Source organism: Cupriavidus sp. D384 (assembly GCF_001652915.1).
In the GTDB taxonomy this organism is placed as follows: domain Bacteria; phylum Pseudomonadota; class Gammaproteobacteria; order Burkholderiales; family Burkholderiaceae; genus Cupriavidus.
Genome location: NZ_BBQI01000095.1, coordinates 194,340 through 214,561 on the forward strand (window position 1 = coordinate 194,340; position 20,222 = coordinate 214,561).

Genomic DNA, 20,222 nt, shown 5'->3' on the forward strand with positions numbered 1-20,222 from the left:
TTTTTCTCCCGGCTCACACCTGCAGCGCGGCCCACATTTCCTGATCGCGCTGTGCGGTCCAGATACGCGGATGCGTGATGCCCGACGCCTCGTCGTACGCCCGCGACACGTCGAACGGCAGGCAGTGCTCGTAGATGAACACATGGCCGAACTTGGGATCCATCGACTTGCGGGTGTGGGCCATGGCGGCCTTCAGGTCGAGCTTGTCGGCCACGGCTTCGCGGCCGGCCTGCAGCAGCGTGGACACGAAATCCTTGGTATAGGCCAGGCCCTTGGTCACCTCGGCCGGGGTGGTCAGCGCGGGGCCGCGGCCCGGTACGAGCTTTTCAGGCTGCAGCGCGGCCAGCGCGTCGAGCGTGGCGGGCCATTGTTCGAGCTGGGCATCGCCGCAGTAGCACGCGGCGTCGTACTCCACCAGGTCGCCCGAGAACAGCACCTTCTGCTGCGGCAGCCACACCACGGTGTCGCCCTTGGTGTGTCCCGCGCCCAGGTGGGCGATGCGCACTTCCAGCTTGCCCATGAACAGCGTGATCTCGCGCTCGAACACCAGCGTCGGCCAGGTCAGGCCCGGCACGGTCTCCACGCCCGCGAACAGGCGCGGAAAGCGTTCGATCTCGGACTTCATGTCGGCCTCGCCGCGCTCGACGATCATCTCGTAGGTGCCGCGGCTGGCAATGACCTGCTGCGCACCTTCGGCAAAGTAGGCCGATGCGCCCAGCACGCGCACCGCGTGGTAGTGCGACAGCACCACGTACTTGATCGGCTTGTCGGTGATTTCGCGGATGCGGGCGATCAGGTCCTGCGCCATGGCCGGCGTGGCAGTGGTGTCGACGATCATCACGCCGTCGTCGCCAATGATCACGCCCGAATTGGGGTCGCCCTCGGCCGTGTAGGCCCAGGCATTTTCGGAAAGCTGGGTGAAGGTGATCTGCTTGGCTTCCAGGTCGGCCTGGGATGCGAATGCTTTTGCCATGTCTGCCTCGTTGTCTTCTGTGTAGGAATGGGATCGGGGGGATCGGTGTAGAAGAATCTTAGGAAGACGACTATTTTTAGTCAATGGCAAATGCAATTGCTATTTGCTAAATAGGCCGCCAGGCCTTGTGACTGCGTGGGCGACCCGGGAAAACCCCGATCCGCCGGCGCCGCGCCATGCGCCTGACAGGCCGCCCGATGGCGATGCATCGCGTACCATTGGGCTCTTTCGACAGACAGGGCATCAGGCAGGCATGGCACGACCCCCAGGCGAACCCGCCGGCAAGACCCAGCGCGGCATCCAGAGCGTGGAAGTGGGCGGCCGCCTGCTGCAGGCGCTGGCCGATGCACGCCGCCCGCTGGCCCTGGCCGAGCTGGCCGCCGCCGCGCAACTGGCGCCGGCGCAGGCCCACACCTATCTGGTCAGCCTGACGCGGCTCGGGCTGATCAAGCGCGATCATCTCGACGGCAGCTACGAACCCGGGCCGCTGGCATTGCGCCTGGGCATGCTGCATCTGGATCACACGCCCGCCTATCGCGCGGCCGTCCCGCACGTGCAGGCGCTGGCCTCGGCCATCGGCTCGAACGTGGCCGTCAGCCTGCCCACGCCGCAGGGGCCAACCATCGTCCACTACGCATCGGCGGGGTCGCCGCTGCACGTCAACCTGCACGTGGGAACCGTGATGGCGCTGTCGACCACGGCCACCGGCCGCACGTATTGCGCATTCCAGCCCGAACAGCACTGGCAGCCGATCTGGCGCCAGCAGCAGGCCGGCGCATCTGCGGATGCCTTGCCTGCCTTTGCGGAACAGCTTGCCGCCGTGCGCCAGCGCGGCATGGAGCGCAGCATCGATTCGCCCAGCCCGGCCGTCAGCAGCCTGGCACTGCCGCTGGTCGGTGCCGATGGCGCGCTGCGCCTGGTGCTGACGGCCATCGGGTCCACCGGTGCCATCGATGTCGACTGGCAGGGCCCGGTGGCACACGCGCTGCGCGGGGCCATCGATGACATCGCACGGGCAATGGAACCCACATGACCGAAGCGGAAGACAACAAACCCCAGCGCGGCATCCAGTCGCTGGACAACACCGGGCAATTGCTCAATGCGCTGGCCGACGCCGGCCGCCCGCTCTCGCTGGGCGAACTGGCGCGCGCGGCCGGCATGGCGCCAGCCAAGGCGTTCCCGCATCTGGTGAGCCTGCAGAAGATCGGACTGCTGGCACGCAATGCCGATGGCGATTTCGAGGCCGGCATGCTGGCGCTGGAGATGGGACTGGTAGCCCTGCAGCGCCTGTCGCCCACGCGCGAGGCCGAGCCCGAGGTGGTCGCGTTGGCCCACGCCACCGGTCTGTCGGTGGCGATGGCGGTGTTCGGCCCGCTGGGGCCCACGGTGATCCGGCTGGAAGAAGCGTCGCGCCCGCAGCACGTCAGCTTGCGCGTGGGCACGGTGCTGTCGATGGTGAACACGGCCATCGGCCGCACCTTCGCCGCCCACCTGCCCGACGACGTCCTCACGCAGGCGCTGGCACAGGACGCGATCCGCATGGCCGGGGTGCCGGTGGATGCGGCAACGCGCCAGGCCACCACGCCACGCTGGCGCAAGATTCACGACGAAGGGATCGACAACGCGGTCAGCCGTCCGGTGCCCGGCATCGACACCCTGGCCGCCCCGGTGTTCGATCACACCGGCGCGCTGGCGCTGGTCATCGCCGTGATGGGCAGCAGCGGCAGCTTCGACAGCGCGCTGGACAGCGATGTAGCCCAGCTGGTCAGGCAGGCGGCCGGGCGGCTGTCGTGGCGATTCGGAGCGATGGGCGCCGCGGGCGGCTGACGCCCCTCCAACTGTCTACCGCCTACGGCTGCCCGGCCAGCCAGCCCGTCAGTGCTTCGGTCACGCCCTGGGCAAACGTGGCAAACACCGGCTCGCAGACAAAGCCCATGTGCGGCGTGACCACCACGTCGCGGCGGCGGCGCAGCGGGTGATCGGGCGGCACGGGCTCCGTATCGAAAACGTCGAGTGCGGCCAGCGCCGGGCGCCCCTGATCCAGCGCGCGGGGCAAGGCATCCATGTCGACCAGCGCGGCGCGCGACGTGTTGACCAGGATCGCGTCGGGCCGCATCCGCGCCATCCGTTCGGCGTTGATCAGCTGGCGCGTCTCGCCGGCCGGCACCAGATGCAGGCTGACCACGCGCGAAGTTTGCAGCAGTTCGTCCAGGCTGACGGCCGTGGCGCCTTCCGCCGCCGCGCGCTCGGGCGTCATGTGCGGACTCCACGTCACCACCTCCATGCCGAACGCCTGGCCCACCCGCGCCACCCGCTTGCCGATCTCGCCCAGCCCCACCAGGCCCAGCCGCTGGCCATGCAGCACGCCGGGCAGCGCCAGGCTGTCGGTGGATCGCCAGCCCCCGGCACGCATCGTCGCCATCTGCGCCTCAAGCTGCCGCACGGCCGCCAGGATCAGCGTCCAGGTCATCTCGCACGTGCTTTCCTTCGACGGCCCCCAGTGGGTATTGGCGACCGGAATGCCGCGCGCCCGCAGCGCTTCGGTGTCGAGCGTATTGTTGCGCGTGCCCGTATAGACCACCAGCCGCAGCCGGCTGGCGATGGCCAGCGTGGCGGCGTCCAGCGGGGTGCGGTCGCGCACCAGCACCAGGACATCGGTGCCCTGAAGCACCGCCGCCAGCGCATCGCCACGCAGCGGATCGTGATGAAAGCTGACCTCGGCCTGGGCCTGGATGGCCGACCAGTCGGCCAGGCGCGCAAGCGCGCGCTCGTAATCGCCAAGGACCGTGATGCGGGGGCGGGCTGCCATGTCTGTCTCCGGGACGGGATCTGGACAGGCATCATCGCGGGAACCGGGCCCGCTGTGAATTGCAAAATTGCTTTGGATTGATGCACGCGCCGCATCAACGGCGCGCATCACGGCAGATCCCGGAGCAACATCGCTCCATCGTCATTCCTCCAGCTTCCGGGCGCCGATACTGGTCATATAGTCGTCCACCGCGCTACCCACCGTGGGATGGAAGCAAGCGTTGGGGAAAGTCTCGGTCAGCTCGAAGCGCCGGAGCTTGTCGCGAACCGGGTCCTTCATTTCCGCGAAATGCAGTGCCACGCCGTTCTCGGCCAGGTTCTGGCTCAGTTCGCGCAGCATGTCGGCCGACGTGACGTCGACGCTGGTCACCGGCTCGGCCGCCACCACCACCCAGCGCACCGGCTTCGGCGCGGCCTCCACGGCTTCTGTCAGCCGCTGCTGGAACAGTTCGGCATTGGCGAAGAACAGCGGTGCGTCCCAGCGGAACAGCACCAGCCCGTCGATCAGCGCCGCATGCGGATAGCGCTTCAGGTCGTGATAGCCGCGCAGGCCCGGCACGCGGCCCAGCACCGCAAAGTGCGGCCGCCAGCCGTCCCACAGGAACTCGATCACGGCAAGTACCACGGCCAGGCAAATCCCCGGAATCGTGCCGAACACGGCCACCGCCGCAAAGCACAGCATCGACAGCCAGAACTCCCACTGCTGGATGCGATAGATGCGCTGCAGATCCTTGAACTCGAACAGGCCGATGGCCGCGGCGATCACCACGGCGGCCAGCGCGCTGTTGGGCAGGTAGCGCAGCAGGTTGGGCGCCACCAGCAACAAGGCCGCCACGGCAATGGCGCCCACCACGCCGGTCAGCTGCGTGCGGGCGCCGGCCGCCTCGGCCACCGGCGTGCGCGACGCGCTGCTGCTGATCGGAAACCCCTGGAACAGCCCGGCCGCCAGGTTGGCTACGCCCAGCCCCACCATCTCCTGGTTCGGATCCACGCGCGTATGGGTGCGTGCGGCATAGGTGCGCGACAGCACGCTCGTGTCGGCAAACGCAATCAGCGCCACGGCGCAGCCGCCCAGCACGATCCGGACGATATCGACGCCGCTGAACCACGGCAGCGCGAACACCGGCAGCCCCTGCGGGATCTCGCCCAGCACCTTCACCCCCTGGGTATCCAGCCGGAACACGCTGACCGCCAGGGTCGCCAGCACCACGGCGATCAGGATGCCCGGCACGCGCTCGAAGCGCTTGAGGAACAGGATCAGCACCAGGCTGACCGCGCCCACCGCGAAGCTGTACCAGTTGGTCTTGCCATCGGCAATGGCCTGCGCCAGCCACCACAACTCGCGCAGCGGCCCGGCATCGTCGATCTTGATCGCGAACAGCTTCGGCAGCTGGCTGACCAGCACTGTCAGCGCGATGCCATTCATATAGCCGTAGCGGATCGGCTTGGACAGCAGCTCGGTAATGAAGCCCAGCCGCAGCAGGCCCAGCACGATGCAGAACAGGCCCGCGACGATAGCCATCAGGCTGGCGGTGGCAACGGCGCGCATCGGGTCGCCGCCGGACATGCCCAGCACCACGGCCAGGATCGGGGCCGCCAGCGCCGAATCCGGCCCCAGCACCAGGATCCGGCTCGGCCCGAACAGCGCGTAGGCCAGCAGCGGGATGATCGTCGCATACAGCCCGTACACGCCGGGCACGCCCGACGCCTCGGCGTAGGCGATGCCCACCGGTACCAGCATGGTCGTCAGGACCAGCCCGGCAGCCAGGTCGCGAGGCAGCCAGGCGGCCTCGTAGGTGCGCAGCATCGCCAGTCCGGGCAACCAGCGCAGCCAATGCGGGGCCGGTGCGTGGGCAGGGGTGGGAGTAGGCGCGGTGGATGCCATGGGACCCTTTTTGTGGAAATGACACGCCGGAGATCGGTGTGATTCAGCATAGGTCCCGGGTGCGCCAAAGCAAGGCCGCGCCTGCGGCGAAAACAACAGTCAGTGCGGACCATCGCGCAATCGGTGTGCACTGCACAAAAATGGATGGTGCAGCACTGCCGCGACCCCTGATCCGTCGGGCGGGCGATCGACGACGCCCCGGCCTTGCCACTCTCCCCGGCCGGGGCTTGTCACTTGACGCCGGCCTGCATGAACGACTGCATGAACTGCCGCTGGAACAACAGGAAGGCCAGCACCAGCGGTCCCACACACAGCAGCGTGCCGGCGGACAGCACGCCCCAGTCGACACCGGTCTCGGGCGCGGCGAACAGTGCCATGCCCACCGTGACCGGCCGGCTGGCCTCGGTCTGCGTGACCACCAGCGGCCACAGGAAGTTGTTCCAGTGATAGCTGACCGACACCAGCGCGTACGCCAGGTAAGTCGGCCGAGCCAGCGGCACGTAGACCTTCAGCAGGATGCCCAGCCGCCCTACGCCCTCGATGCGCGCGGCGTCCTCCAGTTCCTGCGGCACCGTCATGAAGGTCTGGCGCAGCAGGAAGATGCCGAAGGCGCTGGCGATATAGGGCAGCGCCACGCCCAGCCAGGTGTCCACCTGGCCCGCACGGGCGATGGTCAGGTAGTTCTCGGTGATCAGCACTTCTGGCATCACCATCAGTTGCAGCAGCACCAGGCCGAACACCGCGCCACGGCCAGCAAACTGCATCCGCGCCAGGGCGTAGCCGGCCAGCGTACAGACCGTCAGCTGCAGCACCAGCAGCAGCGTGACGATGCAGACGGTGTTGACCAGATAGCGCGCGAACGGCGCCACGCTCCAGGCTTGCGGAAAGTTGTCCAGACCCCACGGCGTCTGCAGGCTCAGCCGCATCGCCTCGCCGCCGGGGTGAAAGGCGCCCCAGCACAGCAACAGCAACGGCGAGATCCACAGCAGGCCGGCCACGGCGCCGGCAACGGGTAGCAAGGCAGCGCGAAGGAAGGTCATCGGTAGTGGACGCGATTGCGGGACAGCCAGAACTGGATCGCCGAGCACAGCGCCAGAAGCGCCAGCAGCACGATGGTCAGCGCAGCGGCATAGTTCGCGTCCTGGAACTTGAACGCGATCTCGTACAGGTAGTACAGCAGCAGCGTGCTGGCGTTGTTGGGGCCGCCGCGCGTCAGCACGAACAGGTGGTCGACCAGCTTGAACGCATTGATCAGCGCGTTGACCACCACGAACAGCGTGGTCGGCGCCAGCAGCGGCAGCACCACATGGCGCAGCCGGTACCAGGCCGACGGCGCCTCCAGCCGCGCGGCATCGAGCTGCTCGGTGGAAATGGACTGCAGCGCGGCCAGGTAGAAGATCATGAAGAAGCCCGCCTCTTTCCAGATGGTGACCACCATCAGCGCGGGCAGCACCGTATCGACGTCGCCCAGCCAGTTGCGTCCGGCAATGCCCACCCACGCCAGCAGCCGGTTCAGCAGGCCGATATCGGGCGCGTAGAAGAACAGCCAGACATTGGCGGCGGCCACCATCGGCAGCATGGTCGGGGTGAAGAACGCCAGCCGCAGCAGGCCGCGCCCCGCGTAGCGCTGGTTGACCCACAGCGCCATCGCCAGCGCCAGCACCACCGACACCGGCACGGTCACCAGCGCATACCAGAGGTTGTTGCGCACGGCCTGGCGGAACACGGGGTCGTCCATCAGCGCCGCGAAATTGTCGAAGCCCGCGAACGCGGGCGGGATGCCGGGGGCCTGCATCTGCACGCTATGCCAGAGACTGCCCACGATCGGCCAGTAGGTGAACGCGGCCAGCAGCACCAGCGCCGGCAACAGCATCAGCCAGGCTTGCGCGGCATGGCCGGAGGAAGGGATTCTGGCTTTCATGATGTCGGCGCCGGGCCTGTCCCCAGGGATGGGCCCGGCCAGGCAGGAAATCGTGCGAAAGATCGGGGAACGGAAGAGCCGGCCGCGGGGCCGGCTCCCCGGTCATCAACGCTGGTACGGCTTCAGCACGCGGTCGGCCTGCGCCTGCGCGCCGGCCAGTGCGGCCTTGGGCTCCTGCTGCCCGGCGATGGCCGACTGCAGCGCGTCTTCCAGCAGCTTGCGCACGCGGCCAGCCTGGTGCGTCGACAGCTCGGCGGTAGCCACCCCCAGCTGGTCACGCGCCACCAGCGACTGCGGCACCTTCGCGGCGTAGTCCTTCAGCGTCGGCGTCTCATAGCTGGCCGGGCTCACGCCCATGTAGCCGGTTGCCACGCTCCACTGCGCCGAACGCTCGGGCGCGGTCAGGAACTTGATCAGGCGGAACGCGGCGCGCTGCTCGGCATCGCTGCCGCTCTTGAACAGGTAGAAGTTGCCGCCGCCCGTGGGCGAGCCCGGCTCGGTGTTGCCGGGCAGCGGCGCCACGCCGACGTCAAACCTGGCTTCCTTCAGCACGGCCGTCAGGTTGCCGGTGGAGTGCCACATCATCGCGGTCTTGCCTTCGACGAAGTTCTGGCGCAGCGTGCCCCATTCGATCAGGCCCTTCGGGCTGACGCCGTCCTTCGACAGCGACGTCCAGTACTCCAGCGCCTGCACCGCCTTGGGCGCATCGAACGTGGTGTGCGTGCCAGCCGGGTTCATCAGCGTCTGGCCGTTCTGCTTCGCCAGCGCGCCGAACATCCAGTAGGCGTAGCCCGTGGACGGGATCATCACGCCCCAGCGGCTGGTGTTGCCGCCGTCACGCTTCACCAGCCTGGCAGCGGCCTCGCGCATCTCGGTCCACGAACGCGGCGGCTGATCCGCGTTCAGGCCAGCCTGGCGGAATGCGTCCTTGTTGTAGAACATGACGATGGTCGAACGCTGGAACGGAATGCCCCAGGTCTTGCCGTCGGCGCGGCCGTTGTCCATCAGGCCCGGATAGAAGCTCTTCAGCCAGGCCTTGTCCTCGGCCGTGGTGGCGAAGTCATCGAACGGGCGGATCACGCCCAGGTCTTTCAACTCATGCAGGTCGATCGAGAACAGCACCGACGTCTGCACCGGCGTGCCGGCCTTCAGCGCAGCCAGCGCCTTGGTGCGCGCATCGTCGTAGTTGCCCGCGTAGATGGCGTTGACCTTGACGTCGGGGTTGGCCTGCTCGAACTCGCCGACCAGCTTGTCCACGACCTGCGTCAGCGGGCCGCCAACCGAGACCGGGTAGTACATCGTGACCTGCGTGGGCGCCGCACTGGCCGCCAGCGACGCGAAGCAACTAAGGGTGCCGAGCGCGACGGCCAGGCATCGGGTCTTGAACGACATGAACGCTCCTAGTGGAAAGTCAGGGTAAAGCGGTGGACAAAACGTTGGAGGCCGCCGGCGCCGCGTCCAGCGTAAAACGATGCTCGCGCGCTGCCGGCCACTGCAGCATCAGGCTGGCGCCGGGTGCCGGGGCCACGCGGCCCGTGTGGCGCACCAGCAGCGGCTGGTCATGCAGCCGCACTTCGATCAGCGTGTCGGCGCCGTGGTATTCGGAGCGGACCACCTCTGCCGCATGTCCTGCGCCCAGTTCGATGTGTTCGGGCCGCACGCCCAGCCAGTGATCGGCGCCCGGCAGCCGGATCAGGTTCATCGGCGGCTGGCCGATAAAGCGCGCCACCACCGGCGTGGCCGGTTGCTCGTACAGTTCCGTGGGCGTGCCGGTCTGGGCGATCTGTCCCTGGTGCATCAGCACGATGCGGTCGGCCATGCTCATCGCCTCGACCTGGTCATGCGTGACATAGACCACCGTCAGGCCAAGCTGCTGCTGGAGCTTGCGCAGTTCCGCACGCATTTCCGCGCGCAGCTGTGCGTCGAGGTTCGACAGCGGCTCGTCCATCAGGCAAAGCGGGTGTTGCGACACGATGGCACGCGCCAGCGCCACGCGCTGCTTCTGCCCGCCCGACAGCGCCGCGGGCTTGCGCGCCAGCAGCGCGCCCAGCCCCAGCAGGTCGGCGGCGTGCTGCAGCCGGCGCGCCTGCTCGTCGCGCGCCACCTTGCGGGCGCGCAGCCCGAACAGGATGTTGTCGGCCACGCTCAGGTGCGGAAACAGCGCGTACGACTGGAACACCATGCTCAGCATGCGCTGCGCGGGCTCCAGCGCGGTGACATCGCGCCCGTCCAGATGGATGCGGCCGGCGCTGGGCAGGTCCAGCCCGGCAATCAGGCGCAGCAGCGTGGTCTTGCCACAGCCCGACGCGCCCAGCAGCGCGATAAACTCGCCGCGTTCGATGTCCAGATCGATGCCGCGCAGCACCACGTGGTCGCCGAAGCGCTGCTGCAGCTGTTCGAGTCGCAGATAGGCCATGGGATTCAGGAAGAAAGGCGCGCGGCGCGGCGGCAGTGACGGGGGCTCAGCACAGGTGCAGCGCCACGCCGGCGCGCTCGCACAGGCCCGGCAGCGCCGGCAGCGCGTCGGTGGCCTCGGAGTCGGTGAACAGGTGATCGATCTGGTCCAGGCCGGCCACCCGGCAGGGCGCATTGCGCAGGCACTTGCTGCTGTCGGCCAGCAGCACGCGCAAATGGCTGTGCGACAGCAGCACCTGGCTCAACTCGGCCTCCTCGGGCTGGAATTCGTAGAACGTGCCATCCGCGTCGATGCCGGCCGCGCTGCAGATCGCCACATGCGCCCGAAAACGTCGTACAAAGTCCAATGTGGCACTGCCCATCACATCGAAATCACCGGCACGCAGCCGGCCGCCGGCCACCCAGGTTTCGATGCGCGGCTTGTCCGCCAGCGCATGCACGGCGCCTAGGTTGTTGGTGATCACGCGCAGCGGCAGGTCGTCCGGCAGGGCACGCGCAAAGTCGGCCACGGTGGTGCCGTAGCCCAGGAAGACCGTGGCGTCGGCCTCGACCATGCCGATCGCCACCTCGGCAATGCGCCGCTTGCGCTCGACATGCGCGGTGCTGCGTTGCAGGTAGCTGATGTTGTGCTGGCTGGCCGGCAGGCTCAGCCCACCGTGCATCCGGCGCGCCAGCCCCTGCACGCTCAGTTCATTGATATCGCGCCGGATGGTCTGGCTGCTGACGCCGAAACGGCTCGCCAGTTGTTCGGTACTGAGGTAGCCGGCATCATTCAGCCAGCCGAAGATTTCACGTTGCCGCGGGGTCAGACTCATCGACGCTCGTTCGCTCACTTTGCATGTTCGAACGAAAATGTAAGCGCGTGAGATGACGCTTCCGTGACAGTTCCCCCCTCCCCGCGAGGGGTTCGTGTCCGGTGTCGCAGCCCGCGCCTGTGGCCGCCTCAGAAGTAGAAGTTGGCCGACAGTTCCGCCGCACGCGGGCGCCCCAGCAACCATTGCTGGCCGCCGTTCGAAAACGATTCGGCGTAATCGCGGTTGAACAGGTTGTAGACGCGCAGCGTCAGTGCCGCCTGCTTCGACACGCGCCACGACAGCGCGGTATCGACCGTCGTATAGCTCGGCACGCGCACCTTGTTGGCCGTGTCGGCATAGCGGCCGCCCACGTAGCGCAGGCCCGTGGCGAACGTCCACTGCGGCATGAAGTTCCAGCTCAGCCAGGCGTTGGCGGCCTGCTGCGGCACGCTGGTCGGCACATTGCCGGCACGCGATACCGCCACGCCGCCAACCGACTCGTTGAAATCGTCGTAGCGGGCTCGCAGCACGGTGCCGTTGACGTCCAGGCGCAGGCCGCGCAGCACTTCCACGCTGGCCGATGCCTCCAGCCCGCGCGACGACTGTTCGCCCACCTGCTGGGTGATCGTCGGATTGACCGGGTCGCGCGACAGCAGGTTTTTCTTGCGGATCTCGTAGGCCGCGAACGTCCATTCACCGCGATTGCCCCAGAAGGCCTGCTTCACCCCCACTTCCACCTGCTTGCCGGTCGCCAGTTCAAAGTTGCGCTGCGCGTCGTTCGTGGTCACCAGCGCGCCAAGCGGATCGGTGGCCGTGGCGTACTGCGCATAGACCGACAGGCCGGGCGTGAACTGGTACACCGTGCCCACGCGCCACGTGGTGTTGGCGAAGGTCTTCTCCCAGCCCGTGTTGGCGACCAGATCGGTACGGTACAGCGTGGCGTGATCGAAACGCACGCCGCCAATGACCGACCACTGCGGCGTAAAGGAAATACGATGTTCCCCGAACAGCGCGTACTGCGTGGTGTTGGTGCGCAGGCGCGGCGACGTGACGATGCCCGGCGGACTGAAGAACATCCCCGGATCGAAGTCGTACGCGTTGACCGTGGACGCTCCGCCATACGGCGAGTTGTTCGAATGCGTGAAGTTGATCTTGTTGATGTCGAGCCCGACCGTCGTGGCGTTGTCCATCCCGAACACGCGGCTCTTGACCGTCATGTCGGCGCGATTGCCCACCTGTTCCTGGTCATGCAGGATTTCCAGGTAATCGGTGCGGCGCACCTGCGACGCTGCCGGCAGGAACGAGTAGGTCTCGCTGTCGCGCCAATGGCGGTGGCTGGTCAGGTAGTAGAACTGGTTGCGCACCGTGACGCGGTCGTTGGGCGTCCATTCGGCGTTCAGGCGCGTCCAGCGGTCGCGATAGCTGATCTGGGCATCGCCCACGTTGTAGTTTTTCTTGCGCAGCGACGTGTCCAGGCTGCCGTTGACAAGCGGCACGCCGAAGTACTGCTGCGGATGCTGGGTGCCGTCGTCATAGGACAGCGTCAGATTGAATTCCGGGTTGATATCCAGCCGCACCGACGCCGACACCATCAGGTTGTTCGAATCGCCGCGATCGACCCAGCCCGCCGAGCGGTTGTAGGCCGTGGCGAAGCGGTACGACAGGTTGTCGTTGACGCGGCCGCCGCTGTCGAACGCCACCCGCGCGGTTTTCTCGGTGCCGCCGGTGATCTGCAGTTCGTTCTCGATGGGTCCCCGGATCGGCTTCTTCTGCACCACATTGACCACGCCGCCGATGGCGCCTTCGCCATACATCACCGATGCCGGGCCGCGCAGCACTTCGATACGGTCCACCGACCAGGTATCGAACGGAAACGTGACGGTGCCCGACGCCACGTACATGCGCGTGCCGTCGAGCAGTTGCATGACCGAGCCCTGCCCCGAGAATCCGCGCGCCGTCAGCGACGTACCGCCGTTGCCGGGCGCCGGGTTGCCGGTGATACCGGTGGCGCGCGTCACGGCCTCGCGCACGGACTGATCGCCGCGCGCACGGATGCTCTCGCCGCCGAGCACTTCGACACTGGCCGGGGTTTCCAGCGGCGTCAGCCCCAGACGGCTACCGGTGTATTCGGGCGTCGACAGGGCCAGTCCGGGTTGGTCGACCTGAGCGGTCTCGCTGACCGTGACGGCCGGCAGCATGCCTTCCTTCCGGTCGGAATCGGCCTCCTGGGCCAGTGCATACGGGAAATTGAGGCTGGCGACGGTGCCTAGCGAGGCAGCCAGCAGATGCGGCCGGCGCGCGCGCGCCAGCTGTAAGCGAAGTTGGGCCGAGCGCGAGCGGCCTGCGGAATGCGCGGACAGGTTGTGTTTCATCGTGAAGCCGGACGACCCCGCCCGGGCAATGGAAATCGATGATGACAACAGGCCGGTATCCGGGCTTGCAGGGCGGCACATGGCGCGCCGGGGTGCCATCGCCTTCCCGCGCCGCCTGAAGCTGGCGCAGTGGCTGCCGATCCCAGGGATCGGCCTGACGGTTCCCAACCTGCTTACCGTTGCGGGGGCAGCACAGGCATTGCCGGTTCTCGTCGAAATCTGGACGAGCGGCGACGCACCTGTTTCCCGTTTAACCGGCGATGGCTTCGCCGGCACCTGCCGTCACGGACGGCACACGAGGGCCGTGTGCCGCGGGGCGCATTCTACCTGCAACAGCTTTGATACAAACGCGACAAAAGGACACGCGCTGGGGGTGTCCCCTTGCGTGTCCTCCGTGCGCGGCGTCAGAACACGCGCGTCAGGAATTCCCGTGTCCGCGCATGGACGGGGGCCCCGAACAACTGTTCCGGCGCGCCTTCCTCGACCACCTTTCCGCCATCCATGAAGACCACATGGTTAGCCACTTCGCGCGCGAAACCCATTTCGTGCGTGACCACCAGCATCGTCATATGTTCGTCCGCCAATTGGCGCATGGTCCGCAGGACTTCGCCGGTCAGTTCGGGGTCGAGCGCCGAGGTGGGCTCGTCGAACAGCATGATGTCCGGCTCCATCGCCAGCGCACGGGCAATCGCCACGCGCTGCTTCTGGCCGCCCGACAGGCGCGACGGATAGCTGTCGCGCTTGTCGAACAGGCCCACCTTGCGCAACAGGTCTTCGGCCAGCGGGATGATGCGGTCGCGCGACATGCCCTTGACCGTCATCGGTGCCTCGGCCAGGTTCTGCAGCACGGTCAGATGCGGGAACAGGTTGAACGACTGGAAGACCATGCCCATTTTGGCGCAAATACGACGCAGGTCGGCACCCTTGGCATAGCGCACGCCGTCGCCGTCGGTGGCGGCCAGCACTTCGCCTTCAATTTCCAGCGTGCCCCGGTCGATGACTTCCAGATGGTTCAGGCACCGCAGCAGCGTGCTCTTGCCCGACCCCGACGGGCCGATCACGGCGGTCACGTCGCCCTTGCGCAGCGACAGCGACACGCCCTTGAGCACTTCGAGCGGGCCAAAGGACTTGTGGATGTCCTGGGCCGACACCATCAACGGGCGCTCGCGCACGCCGGCGTTCTTATTGTTCGTATCGTGCATAGCGTTTTTCCAGACGTTGGAAGAGCCACGTCAGAACCAGCGTCATCACCAGGTAAAACAGCGCGGCGACCAGGAACGGGGTTGTCGTGAAATCACGCTGCACGATGCTGCGCGCGGTGCGCAGGATGTCGTTGAGCGCCAGCACGTAGATCAGCGAGGTGTCCTTGACCAGCGTGATGGTCTCGTTGCTCACCGGAGGCAGCACGCGGCCGATCATCTGGGGCAGCACGATCCGGCGCATGGTCTGGAAATAGCTCAGGCCCAGCGTCTTGCTGGCCTCGTACTGGCCGCGCTCCACCGACTGGATGCCGGCGCGGAAGATCTCGGCAAAGTACGCCGCGTAGTTCAGCGCGAAGGCGACCACGGCAGCGGGAAAATCGGGCAGCCGGATGCCGACATAGGGCACGAACGGCAGCGCGAAATAGATGAAGAGCATCTGCAGCATCAGCGGCGTGCCGCGCATCAGCCAGATATAGCCATTCACAAGGCCACTGACCGGCGCCCACGCCGAGATTCGCAGCAGGGCCAGCGCCAGGCCCAGCGGCACCGACAGGCCCAGCGTGATGGCGAACAGGGTCAAGGTGACCTTGGCCCCTTCCACCATCGGAGGCAGGAGAGAAAGAACGTAGTCCATGCTGAAACGTTACGCCGCAAGTGCAACAGGGCCGGTGCAAATTACTGCGTTTCCCGAACCCTGCGCTGCCTGCGAGTTGGCTGTCCTTACTTCGTGATGTCCGCGCCGAACCACTGGGTGGCGATGCGTGCGGCCGTGCCATCCTGCTTCATCGAGGCCAGCGTCTTGTTCAGCTTGTCCAGCAGTTCGGCGTCGTCCTTGCGCACGCCCACGCCGTAGTCTTCGGTACCGAAGTTCTCGGTCAGGATGCGGTATTCGCCGGCGCGCTTGCTGGCGAGGTAGCGGCCCACCACTTCGTCGACCACCACGGCGTCGAGCCGGCCGGCCGAGAGGTCCATCAGCGCCGTCACATTATCGCCAAACGACTTCAGTTCCTTCAGGCTGGCGGCCACGGTCGCCTCTTTCTTGATGGCGTCCACGGCGCTGCTGCCGTCCTGCGCGCCGACGATGCGGCCGGCCAGGTCGGCCTTGGTCTGGATCGGCGACTTTTCGGTCACCATGACGATCTGGTGGTTCGTCATGTACGGTGCCGTGAAGCCGATGTTCTTCTTGCGGTCCTCGGTGATCGTCAGGCCGTTCCACAGCACGTCAACGCGCTTGCCGTTCAGTTCCGCTTCCTTGGCGCTCCAGTCGATCGGCTTGAATTCCACGGTCATGCCAAGCCGCTGCGCCGCTTCCTTTGCCATGTCGATGTCGAAGCCAACCAGCTGGTTGCTGGCATCGCGAAAGCCCATCGGCGGGAAGTTGTCGTCCAGGCCCACCACGATGCTGGTGCTGGCGCTGGCGGGCTTTGCCGCCGGCGTCGGATCGCTCTTGCCACAGGCGGCCAGCAACGAAAGACCGGAAATCAGGAGAACGGCTGCTATTTTTTTCATGATGTCGAGGAGAGATTAAGGGCGCGGCAACATGTGCCGCCGCACCGATGGCAGGATCGCCGCCACCGGCGCCCATTGGCGCCCATCGGCGCAATTGGCCGCGCACGCCCGGGCCGCGCCCGGCGCCGCGCACAATTGCCCACCGCGCCGGGTTGTCAGCCGGCACGGTCGGGAAAGCGGGAATTGGGCGCGGAATCGGCAAGGCGATCCGCAGAGGTCGCTGAACGCGTGAGCAATCGGTCACTTGGCGTACCGTCCACCGGCTTGACCGATGGACAACGCCGGGTGACCAGCCAACAGGCCGACATTCTACAGGGACGCACAGCGCGGCAGGCCGTCAATGCCGCCACGCCCGATGTCATCCCTCACCATATTGATACCTCAAAGGCACTTGAGATGCCGGAAGCGTGCCGTCGCAGGCGAACGGCGCGGCTCGCGAGCCGGATCGGCTCAGACCGGCATGGCCGGCGGCCAGTTGTGCGTCTCGCCCTGGCAATCCTTGCACCAGGCGTACAGGGCGTCGTACATGACCATGCCCTGGCGCAGCATGTCGTGATCGTCGGCGAAGGTTTTCGACAGGCCCAGCGATATGGCATAGAGGCCGCCCGACTCGCGGGTCAGGTCCAGCCGCGATGTGTCGGCCCCCCTGACGATTGCTGCAAGGCGGCCGAGCGACGGGTCCGTGAGTTCGTACTTCTTCAGGAAGGCGTCGAAACTGCACAGCTCGCCTTCATGCGACAGTTCCACGCCGGGAATGTCGTACGGTATCGCCCCGCTGCGCTCCGCCTCGGCCAGCACGTCGCCGGCCGGCACATAGAGGAATTCGGGCGATGGGTCGATGAACCGGGCCACCAGCCAGGGACAGGCAATCCGGTCGATCTTGGGACGCTCTCGCGTAATCCATTTCATGATGGGCTCCTGAATATCCGCCAGCGCTGGCTGACATCAGCCGCGCAGCAGCGGGTAGGCGATCAGCCCGGCAATGGCCGCGCCGAGCACGATCACCGGCTCTGGCAGTTTCTTGAAACGCCAGAGCAACAGCATCGTGACCACGGCCAGCACCACGGTCGGGACATCGATCAACGAACGTCTGGCGAGCACGATCACGGCGCCCGTGATGGCGCCCACGGCCGCCGCCGTCACACCATCCACGAATGCGATGATGGCCGGCCGCTTGCCGTACTTCTTGAAATACGGCGCCGGGATGACCGTAAACAGATAGCAGGGCAGGAACGTGGCCAGCGCGGCCACGACAGCGCCGGGCAGGCCGGCCACCAGATACCCGATAAAGCCCACGGTAATCACCACGGGCCCGGGAGTGATCATGGCAACCGCCACCGCATCGACAAACTGCTTGTCGTTGAGCCAGTGATGCTCGGTCACGACGCCGCCGTACAGGAACGGCACGATCGCCAGTCCCGAGCCGAAAACGAAGGCGCCGGCCTTTGCAAAGAACACGCCGATCTGCAGGAGCAGCGGCCAGTCCAGGCTACTGGCGAACCCCCCGGCCATCGGCAGCTGCGCGGCAGCGACGGCATTGACGCCGCGCTCGCGCAGCCACTTGGGCGGTGCCCGCCAGAACCATGCGAGCACGCCCGCGGCAACGAAGAGCCACGCGATTTCCGATTCGGTGATGACCGTGACCGCCGCCAGTACCAGGTAGATGCCCCACAGCAAGGGGTCACGGCCCACGCTCTTGTTGGTCAGCTTGTACGCGCTCAGGGTGATGATGCCGATCACCGCCGCCCCCACGCCGTAGAACACCGACTGCATCCAGGTCAGCCCGCCGAACCGTGTATAAGCCCAGCCCAGCGCCAGCACCATCAGGAACGACGGCAGGACGAAGGCGATGCCAACCAGCGTCGCGCCAGCAATGCGGTAGTGGACATATCCCAGATAGATGGCAAGTTGCGCGGCCATCGGGCCCGGCGCCAGTTGCGCCAGCGCAATGCCTTCCTTGTAGTCCGCATCGGTAATCCACTGCATGCGCTCGACCAGGTCGCGATGCATGTAGCCGGCCAGCGCCACCGGCCCGCCAAAACCCAGCGTGCCCAGGCGCAGCATGTAGAACACCAGCTGCCAGAGGCTGTACCGGGGGCCATCCTGCCCGACTTCGTCGGTGGGAGTCGTGTCTTGCGGGTTCATGTCCGATGTCCTCTTGCGCTACCGCTTGCGGCGGCTTGCGCTACCGTAGTGGGTGTAAAGCGAATCCAGCACCGGGCCCATGGCCTGCAGCAAGGCGTCGTCGTCCGGCATCCGCGTGCGCGCCCCGGTCAGCACGGCCTCGAATCCGCTGGCCTCCGCGACCGGTGCGCCACCGACATCGAGCACGTGAACCAGTTGCGCCAGCTTTGACAGCCCCTTGTCCTCGTCCAGCCCGAAACTTGCCATCAGCACCTCGAACGACACGCGGTCGCCGATATGCGTGAAGGTCGCGCCATCGAAGTCGAACCCGAGGGCATCGTCCGGACACTGCCGCAAATCGTCCAGCCACAGGAACGTGGCGTGCGGATCGATAAAGCGCTGGATCAGCCAGGCGCAGGCGACGCGGTCGACCCAGAGGTGCCTGCGCGTGGCCCAGCGGCGCCCCTGGTACTGCGTCGGATCGCGCCGGGCAATGGCCCCGGCGACGCCGTGAGGCTCACCCGGAGACAGCGTTGCATCAACCGCTGCATTGAAATCGCGCCACTTTGCCTCGGCAATCGATGTTGCCTCGCCAGGAAAGAAGTCTGTCCTCCGGATGGCGTCGTAGCCGCGTCCCAGCCGGCGCGCTGCCCGCAACAACTCGGCTTCTCCAAGGCCCGTGATGGCCTGGCGGGCGGCTGCCAGCTCGGCCGTCCAGTCGGCGTATTCGGCCGACCGGTCGAACAATCGCCGATAGTCGGTCTCCTGGTCCGATGTAGCCACGACCGATAGCAACCAGACCTTGCCGTCCTGATCGGCCGCGTCATCGGCAATCGCCTGCAGCGGCTGCAGCAATTCGGCCCGATCCGGAACCAGATAGACGCCATCGCGCAGGGCCGCCCCGCCCAGCGCCTTGATCGCTCGCCAGAAGCGCATGCGGGCGGTGGCTGCCGTGGTGGGCAGGCTGATAACAAGGACCCGCCAGCCGGCGGCGATCGGGGAATGAGCGGCGTTCATGCGAGGCATCGTAGATTGCCGCAACGTGTACTTCAACCTTGTCACAAGGTCTACAGTCTCGTCGGGCCAGCGCGATGTGCCCAATACGCCGCGCGTGGATAGTGCCGACTACATGCCATGCAATCCCGATATCGACCTAAACCGGTCAGGCGGCACCGCGCAACGCAAGATTCAGTTGGTCGACCACGGATGCCCAGTCGGCGTCGTCGGTGAACTCGTCCCGCAGCAAGGCGGCTTGAGACGGCGTCCAGAAAGGTGCCTCGCACAGCTCGACGCTGCGTGGTACAGGCGAATGCGCGGCGATGAAATCGGCGATGGCGGCTTCGTCGGCGGGTAGCCCGAGCTGGGCGAACAGGTCGGCGAAGGTCGGAAACTGCTGGGTCATTTTTCGATTCTCTTTGGTACGCACACGGCGTCGTTGCTCGTCATGCCTGGGCGATCAGCGCCAGGCTTACCGTCTGCTGACGCTTGTTGAAGGCGCTGCGTGCGACCAGGGCGCAAACCGCCAGCGTTCCAGCCAATACGCCCAGGGACGACGAGGTGTGCCCGTGGGATGAAAATCCGGTCGCGAAGGCGACGGCGGCCATTTCCAGCTTGCGACCGATTTTGTGATGGGATGTCATGGTGGTGCCGCCTGTTCGCCTGTTGGCCTGTTCGCCTGCGCTTGTTCAGGGTGGCCCGGCTCTCGATGCCGCGCCACCAACCCTGGATATCAGTACTCGATCACCGGTGCATGCACCGGGGCGATCGACGGGTGCGCGGTCTGCGTGCGCTGCGCGGCCTTGTGGACCATCGTGTAGGCGTAGTCGATGCCCATGCCGTACGCGCCCGAGTGTTCCTTCGCCAGGCCCGTCACCGCGTCATACGTTTCCTTGTTCTTCCAGTCACGCTGCCATTCCAGCAGCACCTGCTGCCACGTCACCGGCACCACGCCGGCCTGGATCATCCGCTGCATGGCGTAGTCGTGCGCTTCCTTGCTGGTGCCGCCCGAGGCGTCAGCCACCATGTAGATCTCGTAGTCGCCTTCGAGCATCGCGCTCAGGGCGAACGTCGTGTTGCAGACTTCGGTCCACAGGCCCGCCACCACGATCTTCTTGCGGCCGTTGGCGGCCAGGGAATCGCGCACCTTCTGGTCGTCCCACGAATTCATCGACGTGCGTTCGAGCGTTTCCTTGCCCGGGAAGACGTCGAGCAGTTCGGGA

20 protein-coding genes and 1 riboswitch are annotated in these 20,222 nt (G+C 66.6%); of the genes, 2 read left to right on the forward strand and 18 right to left on the reverse strand.

Going from position 1 to position 20,222, the window contains the following annotated elements; translation table 11 throughout:
* Positions 1 to 13: 13 nt before the first annotated feature.
* Positions 14 to 973, reverse strand: a complete 960-nt coding sequence (locus A9J21_RS23415; protein ID WP_066739561.1) for an MBL fold metallo-hydrolase — start codon at positions 971 to 973, stop codon at positions 14 to 16.
* Positions 974 to 1,226: 253 nt separating this feature from the next.
* On the opposite strand from A9J21_RS23415, the gene A9J21_RS23420 reads away from it, so the two are divergent.
* Positions 1,227 to 2,006, forward strand: a complete 780-nt coding sequence (locus tag A9J21_RS23420; protein WP_066739563.1) for an IclR family transcriptional regulator — start codon at positions 1,227 to 1,229, stop codon at positions 2,004 to 2,006.
* Complete coding sequence (locus tag A9J21_RS23425) at positions 2,003 to 2,800, forward strand: IclR family transcriptional regulator (RefSeq protein ID WP_066739566.1); 798 nt, start codon at positions 2,003 to 2,005, stop codon at positions 2,798 to 2,800. The genes A9J21_RS23420 and A9J21_RS23425 overlap by 4 nt, the downstream gene beginning before the upstream one ends.
* 22 nt (positions 2,801 to 2,822) lie before the next feature.
* Here the strand turns inward: A9J21_RS23425 and A9J21_RS23430 are convergent, their stop codons facing one another.
* The 17 genes from A9J21_RS23430 to A9J21_RS23505 form a co-directional block, all read right to left on the reverse strand.
* On the reverse strand, positions 2,823 to 3,782 hold the full coding sequence (locus tag A9J21_RS23430; protein ID WP_066739569.1) for a D-2-hydroxyacid dehydrogenase family protein: 960 nt from the start codon (positions 3,780 to 3,782) through the stop codon (positions 2,823 to 2,825).
* Between the two features lie 141 nt (positions 3,783 to 3,923).
* The gene (locus A9J21_RS23435; protein WP_066739571.1) at positions 3,924 to 5,666 is read right to left on the reverse strand and encodes a SulP family inorganic anion transporter; all 1,743 of its coding nucleotides are present in this window, start codon (positions 5,664 to 5,666) and stop codon (positions 3,924 to 3,926) included.
* 230 nt (positions 5,667 to 5,896) lie between these two features.
* Positions 5,897 to 6,706 carry a carbohydrate ABC transporter permease gene (locus A9J21_RS23440; RefSeq protein WP_066739574.1) on the reverse strand — a complete coding sequence of 270 codons (810 nt, stop codon included), beginning with the start codon at positions 6,704 to 6,706 and terminating at the stop codon, positions 5,897 to 5,899.
* A complete protein-coding gene (locus A9J21_RS23445) occupies positions 6,703 to 7,587 on the reverse strand; it encodes a carbohydrate ABC transporter permease (RefSeq protein WP_066739576.1) in 885 nt (294 codons plus the stop codon). Before A9J21_RS23445 ends, A9J21_RS23440 begins: the two co-directional genes overlap by 4 nt.
* A 105-nt stretch (positions 7,588 to 7,692) precedes the next feature.
* Entirely contained in the window at positions 7,693 to 8,979 is a 1,287-nt protein-coding gene (locus tag A9J21_RS23450; RefSeq protein ID WP_066739579.1) for an ABC transporter substrate-binding protein, read from the reverse strand.
* 19 nt (positions 8,980 to 8,998) lie between these two features.
* Positions 8,999 to 10,003 (reverse strand): ABC transporter ATP-binding protein, encoded by a 1,005-nt coding sequence (locus tag A9J21_RS23455; protein ID WP_066739582.1) that lies wholly within the window; start codon positions 10,001 to 10,003, stop codon positions 8,999 to 9,001.
* Positions 10,004 to 10,049: 46 nt separating this feature from the next.
* Positions 10,050 to 10,817, reverse strand: coding sequence for a DeoR/GlpR family DNA-binding transcription regulator (locus A9J21_RS23460; protein ID WP_066739585.1), 768 nt, complete (start codon positions 10,815 to 10,817; stop codon positions 10,050 to 10,052).
* 128 nt (positions 10,818 to 10,945) lie between these two features.
* The gene (locus tag A9J21_RS23465; protein WP_404851412.1) at positions 10,946 to 12,994 is read right to left on the reverse strand and encodes a TonB-dependent receptor; all 2,049 of its coding nucleotides are present in this window, start codon (positions 12,992 to 12,994) and stop codon (positions 10,946 to 10,948) included.
* 206 nt (positions 12,995 to 13,200) lie between these two features.
* Positions 13,201 to 13,463: riboswitch (cobalamin riboswitch) on the reverse strand.
* A gap of 109 nt (positions 13,464 to 13,572) precedes the next feature.
* Positions 13,573 to 14,322, reverse strand: a complete 750-nt coding sequence (locus tag A9J21_RS23470) for an amino acid ABC transporter ATP-binding protein (protein WP_066739630.1) — start codon at positions 14,320 to 14,322, stop codon at positions 13,573 to 13,575.
* Between the two features lie 28 nt (positions 14,323 to 14,350).
* Positions 14,351 to 15,004, reverse strand: a complete 654-nt coding sequence (locus A9J21_RS23475; RefSeq protein WP_066739589.1) for an amino acid ABC transporter permease — start codon at positions 15,002 to 15,004, stop codon at positions 14,351 to 14,353.
* A gap of 86 nt (positions 15,005 to 15,090) precedes the next feature.
* Positions 15,091 to 15,879: an amino acid ABC transporter substrate-binding protein gene (locus A9J21_RS23480; RefSeq protein WP_066739592.1), complete on the reverse strand. Its 789-nt coding sequence runs from the start codon at positions 15,877 to 15,879 to the stop codon at positions 15,091 to 15,093.
* Positions 15,880 to 16,329: 450 nt separating this feature from the next.
* Positions 16,330 to 16,788 (reverse strand): chromate resistance protein ChrB domain-containing protein, encoded by a 459-nt coding sequence (locus A9J21_RS23485; protein WP_066739597.1) that lies wholly within the window; start codon positions 16,786 to 16,788, stop codon positions 16,330 to 16,332.
* 36 nt (positions 16,789 to 16,824) lie between these two features.
* Positions 16,825 to 18,024: a chromate transporter gene (locus tag A9J21_RS23490; protein WP_066739599.1), complete on the reverse strand. Its 1,200-nt coding sequence runs from the start codon at positions 18,022 to 18,024 to the stop codon at positions 16,825 to 16,827.
* Between the two features lie 18 nt (positions 18,025 to 18,042).
* On the reverse strand, positions 18,043 to 19,020 hold the full coding sequence (locus A9J21_RS23495; protein ID WP_066739601.1) for a chromate resistance protein ChrB domain-containing protein: 978 nt from the start codon (positions 19,018 to 19,020) through the stop codon (positions 18,043 to 18,045).
* 145 nt (positions 19,021 to 19,165) lie between these two features.
* Positions 19,166 to 19,405 carry a DUF2789 domain-containing protein gene (locus A9J21_RS23500; RefSeq protein ID WP_066739604.1) on the reverse strand — a complete coding sequence of 80 codons (240 nt, stop codon included), beginning with the start codon at positions 19,403 to 19,405 and terminating at the stop codon, positions 19,166 to 19,168.
* Between the two features lie 40 nt (positions 19,406 to 19,445).
* On the reverse strand, positions 19,446 to 19,643 hold the full coding sequence (locus A9J21_RS31715) for a hypothetical protein (RefSeq protein WP_156546102.1): 198 nt from the start codon (positions 19,641 to 19,643) through the stop codon (positions 19,446 to 19,448).
* A gap of 89 nt (positions 19,644 to 19,732) precedes the next feature.
* Positions 19,733 to 20,222 (reverse strand): isochorismatase family protein (locus tag A9J21_RS23505; RefSeq protein ID WP_066737661.1); only part of this gene is annotated, 490 nt, incomplete at its 5' end.

Coding starts and splice junctions, on each gene's coding strand:
- A9J21_RS23415 (WP_066739561.1), bottom strand. CDS start 973: ATGGCAAAAGCATTCGCATCCCAGGCCGACCTGGAAGCCAAGCAGATC.
- A9J21_RS23420 (WP_066739563.1), top strand. CDS start 1,227: ATGGCACGACCCCCAGGCGAACCCGCCGGCAAGACCCAGCGCGGCATC.
- A9J21_RS23425 (WP_066739566.1), top strand. CDS start 2,003: ATGACCGAAGCGGAAGACAACAAACCCCAGCGCGGCATCCAGTCGCTG.
- A9J21_RS23430 (WP_066739569.1), bottom strand. CDS start 3,782: ATGGCAGCCCGCCCCCGCATCACGGTCCTTGGCGATTACGAGCGCGCG.
- A9J21_RS23435 (WP_066739571.1), bottom strand. CDS start 5,666: ATGGCATCCACCGCGCCTACTCCCACCCCTGCCCACGCACCGGCCCCG.
- A9J21_RS23440 (WP_066739574.1), bottom strand. CDS start 6,706: ATGACCTTCCTTCGCGCTGCCTTGCTACCCGTTGCCGGCGCCGTGGCC.
- A9J21_RS23445 (WP_066739576.1), bottom strand. CDS start 7,587: ATGAAAGCCAGAATCCCTTCCTCCGGCCATGCCGCGCAAGCCTGGCTG.
- A9J21_RS23450 (WP_066739579.1), bottom strand. CDS start 8,979: ATGTCGTTCAAGACCCGATGCCTGGCCGTCGCGCTCGGCACCCTTAGT.
- A9J21_RS23455 (WP_066739582.1), bottom strand. CDS start 10,003: ATGGCCTATCTGCGACTCGAACAGCTGCAGCAGCGCTTCGGCGACCAC.
- A9J21_RS23460 (WP_066739585.1), bottom strand. CDS start 10,817: ATGAGTCTGACCCCGCGGCAACGTGAAATCTTCGGCTGGCTGAATGAT.
- A9J21_RS23465 (WP_404851412.1), bottom strand. CDS start 12,994: ATGCTGCCGGCCGTCACGGTCAGCGAGACCGCTCAGGTCGACCAACCC.
- A9J21_RS23470 (WP_066739630.1), bottom strand. CDS start 14,322: ATGGTGTCGGCCCAGGACATCCACAAGTCCTTTGGCCCGCTCGAAGTG.
- A9J21_RS23475 (WP_066739589.1), bottom strand. CDS start 15,004: ATGGACTACGTTCTTTCTCTCCTGCCTCCGATGGTGGAAGGGGCCAAG.
- A9J21_RS23480 (WP_066739592.1), bottom strand. CDS start 15,879: ATGAAAAAAATAGCAGCCGTTCTCCTGATTTCCGGTCTTTCGTTGCTG.
- A9J21_RS23485 (WP_066739597.1), bottom strand. CDS start 16,788: ATGAAATGGATTACGCGAGAGCGTCCCAAGATCGACCGGATTGCCTGT.
- A9J21_RS23490 (WP_066739599.1), bottom strand. CDS start 18,024: ATGAACCCGCAAGACACGACTCCCACCGACGAAGTCGGGCAGGATGGC.
- A9J21_RS23495 (WP_066739601.1), bottom strand. CDS start 19,020: ATGAACGCCGCTCATTCCCCGATCGCCGCCGGCTGGCGGGTCCTTGTT.
- A9J21_RS23500 (WP_066739604.1), bottom strand. CDS start 19,405: ATGACCCAGCAGTTTCCGACCTTCGCCGACCTGTTCGCCCAGCTCGGG.
- A9J21_RS31715 (WP_156546102.1), bottom strand. CDS start 19,643: ATGACATCCCATCACAAAATCGGTCGCAAGCTGGAAATGGCCGCCGTC.